The sequence below is a fragment of the Isoptericola cucumis genome, from assembly GCF_014635665.1.
Lineage (GTDB): Bacteria > Actinomycetota > Actinomycetes > Actinomycetales > Cellulomonadaceae > Isoptericola > Isoptericola cucumis.
Genome location: NZ_BMDG01000004.1, coordinates 83,875 through 97,324, shown reverse-complemented (window position 1 = coordinate 97,324; position 13,450 = coordinate 83,875). Strand labels below are relative to the sequence as shown.

14 protein-coding genes are annotated in these 13,450 nt (G+C 74.7%); 6 read left to right on the top strand and 8 right to left on the bottom strand.

The genetic code is table 11. The features are described from left to right. The first annotated feature begins 79 nt into the window (after positions 1-79). The 5 genes from IEW03_RS06705 to IEW03_RS06685 all read left to right on the top strand — a co-directional run bounded on the left by IEW03_RS06705 (position 80) and on the right by IEW03_RS06685 (position 5,332). The gene (locus IEW03_RS06705; RefSeq protein WP_188522889.1) at positions 80-775 is read left to right on the top strand and encodes a QsdR family transcriptional regulator; all 696 of its coding nucleotides are present in this window, start codon (positions 80-82) and stop codon (positions 773-775) included. A gap of 66 nt (positions 776-841) precedes the next feature. Beyond that, on the top strand, positions 842-1,291 hold the full coding sequence (locus IEW03_RS06700; RefSeq protein ID WP_188522888.1) for an acyl-CoA thioesterase: 450 nt from the start codon (positions 842-844) through the stop codon (positions 1,289-1,291). A gap of 99 nt (positions 1,292-1,390) precedes the next feature. After that, on the top strand, positions 1,391-2,464 hold the full coding sequence (locus IEW03_RS06695; protein ID WP_188522887.1) for a phosphotransferase family protein: 1,074 nt from the start codon (positions 1,391-1,393) through the stop codon (positions 2,462-2,464). Between the two features lies 1 nt (position 2,465). Next, on the top strand, positions 2,466-3,683 hold the full coding sequence (locus tag IEW03_RS06690) for an acyl-CoA dehydrogenase family protein (RefSeq protein ID WP_188522886.1): 1,218 nt from the start codon (positions 2,466-2,468) through the stop codon (positions 3,681-3,683). 59 nt (positions 3,684-3,742) lie between these two features. Continuing rightward, positions 3,743-5,332 (top strand): long-chain-fatty-acid--CoA ligase, encoded by a 1,590-nt coding sequence (locus IEW03_RS06685; protein WP_188522885.1) that lies wholly within the window; start codon positions 3,743-3,745, stop codon positions 5,330-5,332. Positions 5,333-5,416: 84 nt separating this feature from the next. Here IEW03_RS06685 and IEW03_RS06680 read toward each other — a convergent pair whose 3' ends face one another. The 5 genes from IEW03_RS06680 to IEW03_RS06660 are packed head-to-tail and all read right to left on the bottom strand — an operon-like array spanning position 5,417 to position 10,252. Continuing rightward, complete coding sequence (locus IEW03_RS06680; protein WP_188522884.1) at positions 5,417-6,730, bottom strand: ABC transporter substrate-binding protein; 1,314 nt, start codon at positions 6,728-6,730, stop codon at positions 5,417-5,419. A gap of 5 nt (positions 6,731-6,735) precedes the next feature. Further along, the gene (locus IEW03_RS06675) at positions 6,736-7,866 is read right to left on the bottom strand and encodes a branched-chain amino acid ABC transporter permease (protein WP_188522883.1); all 1,131 of its coding nucleotides are present in this window, start codon (positions 7,864-7,866) and stop codon (positions 6,736-6,738) included. Then, the gene (locus tag IEW03_RS06670) at positions 7,863-8,741 is read right to left on the bottom strand and encodes a branched-chain amino acid ABC transporter permease (protein ID WP_188522882.1); all 879 of its coding nucleotides are present in this window, start codon (positions 8,739-8,741) and stop codon (positions 7,863-7,865) included. Before IEW03_RS06670 ends, IEW03_RS06675 begins: the two co-directional genes overlap by 4 nt. 9 nt (positions 8,742-8,750) lie before the next feature. After that, a complete protein-coding gene (locus tag IEW03_RS06665; protein WP_188522881.1) occupies positions 8,751-9,554 on the bottom strand; it encodes an ABC transporter ATP-binding protein in 804 nt (267 codons plus the stop codon). Continuing rightward, on the bottom strand, positions 9,551-10,252 hold the full coding sequence (locus IEW03_RS06660; protein WP_229737703.1) for an ABC transporter ATP-binding protein: 702 nt from the start codon (positions 10,250-10,252) through the stop codon (positions 9,551-9,553). The genes IEW03_RS06665 and IEW03_RS06660 overlap by 4 nt, the downstream gene beginning before the upstream one ends. Positions 10,253-10,467: 215 nt before the next feature. Between IEW03_RS06660 and IEW03_RS06655 the strand changes: the two genes are divergently transcribed. Further along, positions 10,468-10,680, top strand: coding sequence for a hypothetical protein (locus IEW03_RS06655; protein WP_188522879.1), 213 nt, complete (start codon positions 10,468-10,470; stop codon positions 10,678-10,680). Between the two features lie 350 nt (positions 10,681-11,030). On the opposite strand, the gene IEW03_RS06645 is transcribed toward IEW03_RS06655, so the two are convergent. Genes IEW03_RS06645 through IEW03_RS06635 form a run of 3 tightly spaced genes read right to left on the bottom strand, consistent with a single transcriptional unit; the run spans position 11,031 to position 13,439 of the window. Next, on the bottom strand, positions 11,031-11,771 hold the full coding sequence (locus IEW03_RS06645; RefSeq protein WP_188522878.1) for an SDR family oxidoreductase: 741 nt from the start codon (positions 11,769-11,771) through the stop codon (positions 11,031-11,033). Next, positions 11,768-12,850 carry an NADPH:quinone oxidoreductase family protein gene (locus tag IEW03_RS06640; protein WP_229737692.1) on the bottom strand — a complete coding sequence of 361 codons (1,083 nt, stop codon included), beginning with the start codon at positions 12,848-12,850 and terminating at the stop codon, positions 11,768-11,770. The genes IEW03_RS06645 and IEW03_RS06640 overlap by 4 nt, the downstream gene beginning before the upstream one ends. Further along, the gene (locus IEW03_RS06635; RefSeq protein ID WP_188522877.1) at positions 12,828-13,439 is read right to left on the bottom strand and encodes a TetR/AcrR family transcriptional regulator; all 612 of its coding nucleotides are present in this window, start codon (positions 13,437-13,439) and stop codon (positions 12,828-12,830) included. Before IEW03_RS06635 ends, IEW03_RS06640 begins: the two co-directional genes overlap by 23 nt. Positions 13,440-13,450: the final 11 nt, after the last annotated feature.

The following is a 13,450-nucleotide window of genomic DNA, read 5'->3' as shown; positions in this document are numbered from 1 at the left end:
GGTGCGCTGGCTGCCGGTCAGTGTGCATCATCTTTGATTATGTTGCACCCTTCGGTCGTCCCGGCGCTAGGCTGCGGGCATGCCGTCGCCGGATTCTCCGAGCAGCCCGCCGCCCGCCACCTCGACCGGCTCCTCGACCAGCCCTTCGATCAGCCCCTCGATCAGCACGGTCGGGCTGCTCGCCGCGCCCACCCGGCTCTCCGCACGGCTGGCCGACGAGGCGCACCCCGACGCACGGCGGGCGTTCGACCTGGCGCGCGAGATCTTCGTCGCCGGCGGCCGGATCGACATGGGCGGGATGGCGACGACGCTCGGCGTCGACCGCACCTCGGTGTTCCGGTGGGTCGGCAATCGCGACGCCCTGCTCACCGAGGTGCTGTGGTCCCTCGCCGTGCCGACCCTGGGCCAGGCCGACCGGGCGACGGCCGACCTGGACGGTGCGGAGCGCGTGGCCGCGCTGCTGACGCACTTCGCGACGGACCTCATCGCCGCCGACTACTTCCGCGACTTCCTGCGGCGCGAGCCGGCCCGGGCGCTGCGCCTGCTGACCACCAAGGCGAGCCCGATCCAGCGCCGCTACACGGCCACGGCAGAGCGCCTCGTGCGCACCCACCTCGGCGACACGCCGTTCGACGGCGCGATCGACCCGCCGACGCTCGCCTACCTGCTCGTGCGGGTCTCGGAGTCCTTCACGTACGCCGACCTCATCGCCGGCGACGAGCCGAGCCCGGCCGCCGCCCGCACGGCCTTCCGGCACCTGCTGCGCGTCGCCTGACGCCCGCCCGCCACCGGCGGGCACCCCGCCACAGCCCCCGCCATCACCCCGCGTCGAAGGAGACCGATGCCCCGCGCCCGCCACCCGTTCCCGCTGCGCTGGAACGACAACGACCAGTACGGCCACGCCAACAACACCGTCTACTACGAGGCGATGGACACGGCGGTCAACGCCTGGATGATCGCGCGCGGTGGCCTCGACCCCGCGGGCGACGTCATCGGGTTGTGCGTCGCCTCGTCGTGCGAGTTCCGCGCGTCGGCGTCGTACCCCGAGGAGCTCGCGGTCGCGATCGGCGTGGAGAAGGTCGGCCGCACCAGCCTCACCTGGGACCTGCACATCCTGCGGGCCGGGGCCACTGAGGGGGCCGACGGAGCCGACGGGGCCGACGGAGCCGACGACGCCGCCGGCCCGATCGCCGTCGGCCGCTTCACCCACGTCTTCGTCGACGCCGCGACGCGGCGGCCGGTCCCGGTGCCGGACCTGCTGCGCACGGCCGTCGCCGCGCTCACGGACTGAGCGAGACCGGCACCCAAGAGGCGACGTAGTCGCCCTTCATACCGACCGCGCGGTATGCTCGCCAGGTCCCGACGACGAACGACGGAAGGAGGGTCGACGATGACCGAAGTGCCCGGCCTGGACCACGCCGGCCTCACCCGATGGCTGGCCGACGCCCACCCGGACCTCGCGGACGGCCCGCTCACCGCCGAGGTGATCACCGGCGGCCGGAGCAACCTCACCTACCGGGTCGACGGCGCACGCCTCCCCCTCGTGCTGCGCCGCCCTCCGCTGGGGCACGTGCTGTCCAGCGCGCACGACATGCGCCGGGAGCACCGCGTCATCTCGGCGCTCGCCGGCAGCCGCGTCCCGGTGCCGCGCACGATCGACGTCGTCGACGACACGGCCGACCAGGCGGTCACCGGCACCGTGTTCTTCGTGATGGAACGCGTCGACGGCACCGTCCTCGCGCGCCCCGAGCAGAACGCCGCGTACACCCCCGACGGGCTGCACGGCCTCGGCCTGGCGCTGGCCGAGACGCTCGCCGACCTGCACGCCGTCGACCCGGCGGCCGTCGGGCTCGCGGACTTCGGGCGCCCGGCCGGCTACCTCGAGCGTCAGCTGGCCACGTGGCGGCGCCAGTACGACGCCTCCCGGTCGCGCGAGCTGCCCGTCCTCGACGACCTGCAGGACGCGCTCGCCACCCGGCTGCCGGCCGACCACGGGCGTACCGGCATCGTGCACGGGGACTACCGCCTCGACAACGCGATCGTCGCCGGCCCGGCCCACGCCCCGCGCCTCGCCGCCGTCCTCGACTGGGAGATGGCCACCCTCGGCGACCCGCTCGTCGACCTCGGGATGCTCGGCCTGTACTGGGACATCAACGCCGTCAGCGACGGGCACGGCGCCACCAGCGCCGTCACCGCGGGGGCCGGGTATCCGGAGTTCGACGAGCTCGTCGACACGTACGCGGCGCGGTCCGGCACGTCGCTGCCGCAGCTGGGCTGGTACCGCGCCTTCGCGGCGTACAAGCTCGCGGTGATCCTCGAGGGGATCCACTACCGCTACCGCGCCGGGGACACCGTCGGGGACGGCTTCGCGGTCATCGGCGACCTCGTGGCCCCGCTGGCGGCCGACGGCCTGGCCCACACGGCCCGGACCACGACCGGGGCGACGGACGGGACGGTGGCCTGACGTGGACTTCGCCCCCGACGACCGCACCGCCGAGCTCACCGCGCAGGTGCGCGCGTTCCTGCACGACCGGGTGCTGCCCGCGGAGCCCGTGCTCGACGCCCAGCTCGACGCCACCCCGGGCGAGTGGTCGCTGCGCCCCGTGGTGCGCGAGCTGCAGGACGCCGCCCGCGCCCACGGGCTGTGGAACCTCTTCCTGCCCGCCGGCGGGGCGACCGGGCCGTACGGCGCCGGCCTCACCAACCTCCAGTACGCCCCGCTCGCGGAGCTCACCGGGTGGAGCCCGCGCCTGGCGCCCGTCGCGCTCAACTGCGCCGCCCCGGACACCGGGAACATGGAGCTCCTGGCCCACTTCGGCACCCCCGAGCAGCGCGAGCGCTGGCTCGAGCCCCTGCTGGACGCCCGCATCCGCTCGGCCTTCTGCATGACGGAGCCCGACGTCGCGTCGTCCGACGCCACGCAGATCGGCACGCGGATCCGCCGCGACGGCGACGAGCTCGTCGTCACCGGGCGCAAGTGGTGGTCCACCGGCGCGATGAACCCGGACGCCGCGCTGCTGATCGTCATGGGCAAGACCGACCCCGACGCCCCGCGGCACCGCCAGCAGTCGATGGTGCTCGTGCCCCGCGACACGCCGGGCGTGACGATCGTGCGGCCCCTGACCGTGCTCGGCTACGACGACCGCGACCACGGCGGGCACGCCGAGATCGTCTTCGACGACGTCCGCGTCCCGGCCTCGCACCTGCTGGGCGGCGAGGGCGAGGGCTTCGCCGCCGCCCAGGCCCGGCTGGGGCCCGGCCGGATCCACCACTGCATGCGGGCGCTCGGCACGGCGGAGCGCGCCCTGGCCCTCGCCGCCGACCGCGCCCGCGAGCGCATGGCGTTCGGCCGCCCGCTGGCCGACCAGGGCGTGGTCCGCGAGTGGGTCGCGAACGCGCGCATCGAGGTCGAGGCGTTGCGGCTGCTGGTGCTCAAGACCGCCTGGCTCATGGACACCGTCGGCAACAAGCAGGCGATGACGGAGATCCAGGCGATCAAGATCGCCGTGCCGCGGGCCGTGCAGGCGATCCTCGACCACGTCATGCAGCTCTTCGGCGCCGCCGGGCTGTCCGGCGACCAGCCCCTGGCCGAGATGTTCGCCGGGGCGCGGGCGCTGCGCCTGGCCGACGGGCCCGACGAGGTGCACCTGAGCGCGCTCGGCAGGGCGGAGCTCCGCCCGTAGCGCACCGCACCCGCTCACGACCCACCAGTCCACGATCAACGACGACGAGAGGACCGGACATGACGCACACCCCCGACGAGGCGGTCGACGGCCCCGGCTTCGGCACCCTGTCCCTGGCCAGCATCCTGGCCGAGACGGCGACCCGCTCCCCCGGGCGCGCCGCCCTGCACTTCATGGGCACGACCACCCGGTACGGCGAGCTGTGGTCCCAGACCCTCGCCTACGCGGGCGCGCTCGCGGCCAGGGGCATCGGCCGCGGCGACCGGGTGGCGATCGTCGTGCCCAACGTCCCCGACTTCCCCCGGGCGTTCTACGCGGCCCAGGTGCTGGGCGCGGTCGCCGTGCCCGTGCACCTGCTGTTCAAGGCGCGCGAGATCGAGTTCGTGCTGCGCGACAGCGGCGCCGACCTGGTCGTGGCCGCCGCCCCGCTGCTCGGCGAGGCCCTGCCCGCGGCCCGGGCCGCGGGCGTCCCGCTGGTCACGGTGCTGGCCCCGCCCGCGAGCGCCGGCGGCCCCGACCTGCCGCGCCTGGAGGACGAGGCGGCCGCCGCCGTGCCCGTGGCCCGGCACACGCCCGTGCACCCGACCGACGCCGCCACGATCCTGTACACCAGCGGCACGACCGGCACCCCGAAGGGGGCCGTGGGGTCGCACCTGGCGGCGGTCGAGCAGGTGCACTGCTCGCTCATCGACTCCTTCGACCTGCGGGCCGACGACGTCGTCTTCGGCGGCCTGCCGCTGTTCCACGCGTTCGGCCAGATGGCGGTGATGAACATGGCGTTCCGCGTGGGCGCCTCGATCGTCCTGCTGCCCCAGTTCGACCCCGACGCCGCGCTGGAGCTGCTGGTGGCGCACGGCGCCACGGTGTTCACGGCGGTGCCGACGATGTTCGTCGGCATGATCGAGGCGGCCGGCCGCAACGCCGACCGCCCGCCGCTCCGGTACGCCGTCTCCGGCGGGGCCGCCCTGCCGACGGCGGTGCTCGAGGGCTTCGCCCGGGCGTACGGCGCCGAGGTGCACGAGGGCTACGGCCTCACCGAGACGTCGCCGTCGGTGTCCTTCAACACGATCTACGAGCCGATCCGGCCGGGCACGGTCGGCCGCTCGATGTGGGGCGTGGACGTCGCCGCGGCCGACCCGCTCGTCGAGGACCGGGTCGACCTGCTGACCGAGCCGGGCGTGCTCGGGGAGCTCGTGGTGCGGGGGCACAACCTCATGAAGGGCTACCTCGGCCGTCCGGACGCGTCGGCGGCGGTCGTCGCCGACGGCTGGTTCCGCACCGGCGACCTGGGCACCGTCGACGCCGACGGCATCATCACGATCGTCGACCGCAAGAAGGACATGATCATCCGCAACGGCTACAACGTGTATCCGACGGAGGTCGAGTCGGTGCTGGTCGACCATCCCGACGTCGCGATGGCGGCCGTGTTCGGGCTCGACGACGCCGTGCACGGCCAGGAGATCCACGCGGCCGTCGTGGCGAAGGACGGCCACACCGTCGACGCCGAGGCGCTGCGCGAGCACGTGCGCGAGCGGGTCGCCGCCTTCAAGTACCCGCGCGTCGTGCACGTGGTCGACCAGCTGCCGGTCGGGCCGAGCGGCAAGATCCTCAAGCGCGCGCTGCAGGACCAGTTCGCCCCCGTCCTCTGAACCGTCCTGCAGCCCGGTGGGGACGACGTCGGCGGGAGTCCGGTCCGGCCTCCCGTCGACGTCGTCCCCACCACGCTCTGACGGTCAGTCCGAGGTGGGGACGCCGTCGTCCTCCAGCGGCACGGGCTCGGGCTCCACCGCCTCGACGGTGTCGCCGTCCACCCGGTAGGTCGCGTCCACGAAGTCCTGCACACCGCCGGACACGACGGCGATGCCGACGCCGTCGTACGCGGCGTGGTCGTCCGGGCCGAACGACAGCGGCAGGATCCCGTTGCCCGCGAGCTCACCCGACTCGACGGCCTCGACCAGCGACTCGCGCGTCGGGTCCTCGCCCGCCTTCGCCAGCGCCTCGGCGAACAGGTAGCCGACGCTCATGCCGTAGACCGTGTTGCCGTCGAACGGCGCGCCGGCGTTGTGCTCGTCGTTGATCTGCTGGAACAGCTCGTACCAGTCGCTGCCGGGGCTGTTGGGCAGGTAGTTCGCGCTCACGAAGCCGTCCAGGAGCTTCGGGCCGACGTCCTCGCCCAGGAACTCGACCAAGGTCGGGTAGTCGCCGCCGGACGACGAGGCGTACCACTGCGGGAACCAGCCCATCTTCGCGGCCGTGCCGAGGGACATCGCCGTGAAGCCGTTGATCGTGGCCAGCAGGTTGATCTCGCAGCCGGCCTTGCGCATGGCGCCGATCTGCGCGGTGACGTCCTCGTTCGACGTCGAGTACGTCTGGTACGTCGCCACGCCGTCCGCCCCGAGCGCGAGCTCGACGCCCTGGAGGAACGTCTCGCCGAAGTCGTCGTCCTGGCCGAGCACGCAGACGACCGCACCCGGGTCCTGGTCGGCCGCGTACTGCCCCAGGGCGGCGCCCTCGACCACGTAGTCCACGTTGAAGCCGAAGGTGTTCGGGTACTCCTCGGGCTGGTTCCAGGTGGTGCTGCCGGAGGCGACGAACAGGTCGGGCACCCCGTTCTGGTCGAGGTAGTCGAGCACCGACGAGTGGGTGGGCGTGCCCAGCCCGTTGAGCATCGCGAAGACCTCGTCCTCCTGCACGAGCTCGCGCACCACGGTCTGCGTGGTGGCGGGGTTGTAGCCGTCGTCCTTGACGACGTACTCGATGGTGCGGCCGTTGATCCCGCCGTTCGCGTTGACGTGCTCGAAGTACGCCGACGTCGCGGCCGAGATCGACGCGAACCCGGCGGCCGCCGGGCCGGTCAGGGGCTGGTGCGTCCCGACCGTCACGGTCTCGTCGTCGATGCCGGGGGTGGCGGCCGCGGGGCTGCTGCACGCGGTCAGGGCCAGCCCGACGACGCCGGCGGAGGCCGCGGCCGCCGCCCGCACGGCGGGTGGTCGGGGCGCGCGCCCGGGGGCGCGTCGGGGCGTGGGGGTGGTGGCGTGATTCCGCATCGGAGTCACCTCTCTGTGAGCGGTTGCGGGTCGGACGTGGGCTCTTGGGCCGGGTCGGTATCCGGGTCGAGGACAGGGGCGGGGGCCGGGCGCCGTCGGCGGGCCAGGCGGGCGCGCGGCCCGGCGGTGGCGCCGGCGAGGCCGCCCGGCCAGGCCACGGTCACGGCGACGAGCAGCGCGCCGAAGACGGCGACGGCGAGGTTGCCGGACAGCCGCTGCTCGAGGTCGGCGGGCATGCCGGCGCCCGACACGACGGTGTCGACGAGCCACGGCAGCAGGACGACGAGCGCGGCGCCGACCGCCGCTCCCCCGACACTCCCGAGGCCGCCGACCACGACGGCGACCAGGAGCAGCAGCGAGAACGCGAGCGAGTAGCGTCCCGGGCCGACGTTCTGCGCCACGACCGCCAGCACCGCCCCGCCGAGCCCCGCCGAGACGGAGCTGGCGACGAACGCCGTCACCTTGACGCGCGCCGGCGAGATCCCGGCGAGCCGGGCCGCGACCTCGTCCCCGTGGGTCGCGCGCATGCGCAGGCCCGCGGGCCCCGAACGCAGCACGACCAGCGGGGTGACGGCGACGGCGGCCACGACGATCGCGATCCACGCGTGCCACTGCTCGACGACCATCACGCCCGCCAGCGGCGCCGGCACCGCCTCGAACGGGACGCCTAGGCCCTGGTCCTTGCCGAGCCCGGGGACCTGGGTCGCCACGGCGGGCAGCGCGATGACGAGCGCGAGCGTCAGCCCGGCCAGGTAGGGGCCGCGCAGTCGCGCCCCCGCCAGGCCGAGCAGCCCGCCGACGACCGCCGACAGGACCAGCGCCCCGGCGATGCCGAGGGCGAACCGACCGACGCCGCCGAGCCCCGCGTCCGCGGCGGGGCCCGCGACGAGGGCGTACCCGTAGCCGCCCGCCGCCATGAGCACGCCGTGGCCGAGCGAGAGCTGGCCCGTGAGCCCGACGAGGAGCGTCAGGCCCGCCGTCGCGCAGAACGTCGCCGCGACGACGGCGAGCTGGTAGTTGCGGAACGGGTCCAGGGCGAACGTCGCCGCGAGCGCGAGCACCGTGAGCATGATGGCGCGCAGGACGATGGTCCGGGTGCTGCTCCGTGCGCCGTTCCGCGCGGTGGTCCGAGTCATGCCGTCCGGGCCTCCTTCGTCGCGAAGATGCCGCCCGGGCGGACGAGCAGCACGGTGGTCAGCAACCCGAGCACGGCCAGCGGCGCCAGGCCCGCCGACGCGTACCCCGTCACGAGGCTGATGAGGACGCCGACGACGAGCCCGCCGACCAGGGCGCCCGCGGGCGAGTCGAGCCCGCCGAGCACGGCCACCGTGAACGCGTGCACGAAGAGCACGTCCGCGGAGTGCGCGTTGAGCCCGAGCTCGGTGGGCACCAGCAGGAGCACCGCGAGCGCCGCCACCGCGGACGACAGCATCCAGCCGATCGTGACCATGCGGGGCACGCGCACCCCCAGCAGCCGCGAGACCTCGGGCGCGACGGCCGCCGCCCGCAGCTGCAGGCCGAGGGTCGAGCGGTTGAACAGCAGGCCGAGCCCGACGACGACCACGAGCGCCACGACGAGCACGAACAGGTCGTAGCGCGACAGGACCGGGACGTCCCCGACGTACAGCGGGCTCTGCGAGAAGACCGGGCTCATGGGTCGGTGCCGGGGGCCGAACAGGACGCCCAGCAGCGACTGCAGCACCATGACCAGCCCGATCGCCACGATCATCCCTGGCATCGGGGTGGCGCCGGGGACGCGGCGCATCAGGCCGCGCTCGACGGCGAGCCCCAGCAGGGCCCCGGTCACGAGCGCACCGAGCACCGCCAGCACGTACGAGCCGGTGGCCGCGTGCACCGCGAAGGCGACGTAGACGGCCACCACGGCCATCGCGGCCTGTCCGAAGTTCACGATGCGCGCGGCACGCCAGATGATGACGAGCGACAGGGCGAAGAGCGCGATCACGAGGCCGCGGGCGACGCCGGTCGAGACGAGCAGGACGAGCCGGTCCATGAGTTCCTCTCAGAAGCCGAGGTAGGCGTGGCGGAGGGCGGGGTCCGCGGCGAGGTCCGCCGCGCCGGCGTCGGCGACGACCTCCCCGAGGGCGAGCACCACGCCGCGGTCGGCGATCGACAGCGCGCTGGTGACGTTCTGCTCGGCGAGCAGCACGGTGAGCCCGGTCGCGTCGGCCCGCTCCCGCAGCACGGCGAAGAGCTGCGCGACGACCCGGGGCGCGAGGCCGAGCGACGGCTCGTCGAGCAGCAGCACCCGGGGACGGGAGATGAGCGCCCGGGCCAGCGCGAGCATCTGGCGCTCGCCGCCGGAGAGCTGGTGCCCGGCGCTGGCGCGCCGGCGCGCGAGCGGCTCGAACAGGTCGTACATCTCGTCGACGGCGGTGCGTCGTGCGGCCCGTCCGGCGCTGCGCCACAGCGCCCCGAGCTGCAGGTTCTCCTCCACGGTCAGCTCGGTGACGACGCTGCGCCCCTCGGGCACCTGCACGAGGCCGCGGCGCACGCGGTCCTCGACGCGCACGGCGGCGAGGTCGTCGCCGTCGAGCAGCACCCGCCCTCCCCGCGGGGTCAGCAGGCCGGACAGGGTGCGCAGCACCGTCGTCTTGCCCGCGCCGTTCGCGCCGAGCAGGGCGACGACGGAGCCCGGCGCGACCTCCAGCGTCAGGCCGTCGACGACCGGCGCGCCCGCGTACCCGACGACGAGGCCCTCGACGGCGAGCGCGGCGGCCGTACCCGCACCCCCGCCCCTGACCGCACCACCGCCCGTGTCCCCGCCCCGAGCCGTGCTCGCGGACCGGGCGGCGGGGGCGCTCATCGGGCGGCCTCCAGCCCGAGGTACGCGGCCTCGACGGCGGCGTCGGACCGCACCTCGTCCGGGGTGCCGCAGGCGACGACGCGCCCGAAGTCCAGCACGACCACCCGGTCGGCGACCGCCATGACGAAGTCGACGTGGTGCTCCACCAGGAGCACGGACGTGCCCGCGGCGGCGATGCCGCGCACGACGTCGGCGAGGGCGGCGATGTCGTCGGCCCCGAGGCCACCTGCCGGCTCGTCGAGCAGGAGCAGGCGGGGGTCGGTCACGAGCGCGCGGGCGAGCGCGACCCGCTTGCGCTCGGGGTAGGGCAGCGCATCGACCGCGGTGTCCGCCAGGTCGAGCAGGTCGAGCCGCTGCAGCACGGCCACGACGGCGCGCTCGCCGTCCGCGGAGCGCCGGGGGCGGCCCGTCAGCGGGACCAGGACGTTCTCCGCCGCCGTCATGCCGCCGAACAGGCCGAGCCCCTGGAGGGTGCGCGACACGCCCCGGTCCGCGAGCCGCGACGTCGCCGGGGCCGGCCGGCCGTCGATCCGCACGCTGCCCGAGCGAGGCCGCACGAGCCCGCACACGACGTTGAAGACGGTCGTCTTGCCCGCGCCGTTCGGCCCGATGAGGGCGACGACCTCGCCGTCGCCGACCGTGAGGCCGACGTCGTCGAGCGCGGTCAGGCCGCCGAACTCGACGGTGAGCGCGTCCACCTCCAGCCGCGGCGGCCGGCCGGTCGCACCCGGGCTGGGGCGTGACCCCGCGCTCGGTCTCGAGCCTGCGGTCGGGGGGGTCGTCGAGCGGGACATCGGCACCTCTTCGTGTCGGGTACGCCCCACGATAGCCGAAAAACCGACCGGCCGGTATGTCATTTCCCAGAACGTTGCACGAGGAGCCCTGAGGCCGCCCTGGCGTCGAGGTTGGCGAGGTGATCACCACACCGCCGTCGTCCCGTGCGATGCCGCGGTGGTGGCACGACGACGCCGGCCGGTCCTGGCTGGACGAGCTGCCGGCCCGCGTGGCCGATCGCTGTGCGGCCTGGGGGCTGGACCTGGACGGCCGGCCCTGGCACGGGTCCAACGCGCTGGTGGTCCCGGTCCGGCGATGCTCCTGGAACGGCTGGACGGCGACCGCACGCTGACGCACGAACCGTTCGACAAGGCGATCGAGGTGCTCGCGGACCTCACCCGCACGCTCGTCGTGCCCGCGCCGGACGACGCGCCGTCCACGGCCGGCGTCGCGGCCGGCCTGGAGAGCTCGGCGGAGCGGGACTGGGACACGCTCGGGAAGCCCGTGCCCCGGGCCCGGCTCGACGTCGCGCTCGCTCGCGGCCGACCGCGCCGCCGCCCCCGCCTCGCCGTCCGCCGTGGACGGCGACCTGCACCACGGCCAGGTCCTGGCCGGCTCTCGTGCGCCCTGGCTGGTGGTCGACCCGGTGCTGGTGGGGGCTCGACCCGTCGCGGGCCGCCGGAACCCCTCGGCCCGCCCGGGTCAGCGGTGGCCGACGCCGGAGGTCATGCCGCCGTCGACGACGAGCTCGGCGCCCGTCATGTACGCAGAGTCGTCGCTCGCGAGGAAGACGACGGTGCCCGTGAGGTCGTCGGGCACGCCACCGCGCCCCAGGGGGATCGGCAGGCGGGACGGGTCGATCCGCGCCGTCATCGCCGTGTCGATCCAGCCCGGGTGCACCGAGTTCGCGCGGATCCCGGCGGAGCCCAGCTCGACCGCGACCGACTTGGTCAGCCCGCGGACGCCGAACTTGGCCGCCACGTATCCGTGCAGCCCCTCGCTCCCCCGCAGGCCCTCGACCGAGGAGACGTTGACGATCGACCCGCCCCCGGCGGCTCGCATGACCGGCGCCACCGCCTGGCACCCGAGGAAGGTGCCGGTGAGGTTCACGGCGATGACCGCGTCCCACTTGGCGCGCGTGTAGTGCTCGAGCGGCCCGGCGTTCGCGATCCCCGCGTTGTTGACGAGCACGTCCACCCCGCCCCAGCCCTGCACGGTCGCGGACACGACGCGCTCCCACGCCTCGGCGTCGGTGACGTCGAGCGCCTCGAACCGCGCGCGCTCGCCGAGCCCCGCGGCGAGCGCCCGCCCCTCGGCCTCGAGCAGGTCGGCGACGACGACGCGAGCCCCCTCGGCGTGCAGGGCGCGGACGTACGCCGCCCCGATGCCCCGGGCCCCGCCCGTCACGATGACGACGCGGCCGTCCAGCCGTCCCGGCGTCACGACACGCCCTCGTCCGCGACGCGGACGACGAGCCGGCCGGTGGTCCGGCCGTCGGCGAGCCGCTGCACCGCACGGGGCGCGTCGTCGAACGCCACGACGTCCTCGACCAGGGGCCGCAGCGCCCCCGACGCGACGAGGCGCGTCAGGTCCGCGTGGGCGGCGTCGACGAGCTCGGGACGCCGCTGCTGGTAGAGCGCCCAGTGCAGGCCGAGCACGGAGTAGTTCTTCACGAGCGCGTGGTTGGCGCGCACCGGGGGGATCTCGCCACTGGCGAAGCCCACCACGACGATCCGCCCTTCGAAGGCGATGCAGCGCGTCGACTGCTCGAAGGACGACCCGCCGACCGGGTCGAAGACGACGTCCGCCCCCGCGCCCCCGGTCAGCTCCTTGACCGCGGCGGCGACGTTCCCGCCGTCGGCGTCGCGCACGAGCACGTGCGCCGCGCCCGCGGCCCGGGCCGCGTCCGCCTTCGCCTCGCTGCCCACGACGCCGACGACACGGGCGCCCGCGGCCGCGCCCAGCTGGCACGCGGCCGTCCCCACCCCGCCCGCGGCGGCGTGCACCAGCAGGGTCTCCCCCGCCTGCAGCGCGGCGCGCCGGTGCAGGCCGAACCACGCCGTCTGGTAGGCGATGGTGAGCGCCGCGGCCTGCGCGTCGTCGAGCTCGGGCGGTGCGGGCCGCACGGCGTCCGCCGGCACGGTGGCGTACTGCGACAGCACGCCGATCTTCGAGCCCACCACCCGGTCGCCGACCGCGAGGCGGCCGCCGGCGTCGTCGCCCACGGCCACCACCTCGCCGCAGAGCTCGATGCCCGGCACGAACGGGAGCTCCGGCCGCACCTGGTACTGCCCGCGCGCCAGCAGCGCGTCCGGGAAGTTCACCGCGACGGCCCGCACCGCGAGGAGCACCTCCCCGGGGCCGGGCGCCGGCACGGGCACCTCGGCGGGCTCCAGCACGTCGGCCGGCTCCCCGTGGCGCACCACGTGCCACGCGCGCATGGCGCCCGGGACGGCGATCCTGGTCTGCTCGGTGCTGGTCTGCTCAGTGCTGGTCTGCTCAGTGCTGGTCCGCTCGGTCATCGGCTCCTCGTCCTTGTTCGGTGATGCTGCGCAGGAACAGCTCCGTGAGCTGCTGCGCCACCTGCGACTTGGTCTCCGGGCCCTCCGGCGAGTACCAGTGCGACAGGTAGTGCACGTCGCTGAAGAAGTGCGCCACCAGCAGCGAGCGGGGCACGTCGGTGCGGAAGAGGCCCTCGTCCTGCCCCCGCCGCAGCAGCGCCGCGAACTCGTCGTGGTACTCGCGCCGCCGCTGCGTCACCTCCTTGAGACGCGGCTCCGGGAGCATGTGCATGCTGCGGAAGAAGACGGTGCCCTCCGGCAGGAAGTCGATCGACGTCTCGACGACGTCCACGCACACGGCCCGCACGACGTCCGCCACCGGCCCGCCCGCGGCGACGATCCCGTCGAGGTGCGCCTTCTGCAGCGACAGCATGCGGTCGTAGATGGCGAACAGCAGGTCGTCCTTGGACTGGAAGTAGTGGTACATGGCGCCCTTGGTGACGCCGGCGGCCTCGACGATCTGCTGGACGCTCGTGGTGGCGTACCCCTGGGAGGCGAACAGCTCGAGGGCGGCGCGCGTGACCTGGTCGGCGACGTTCGTGGTCTTCATGTGCTCATCCT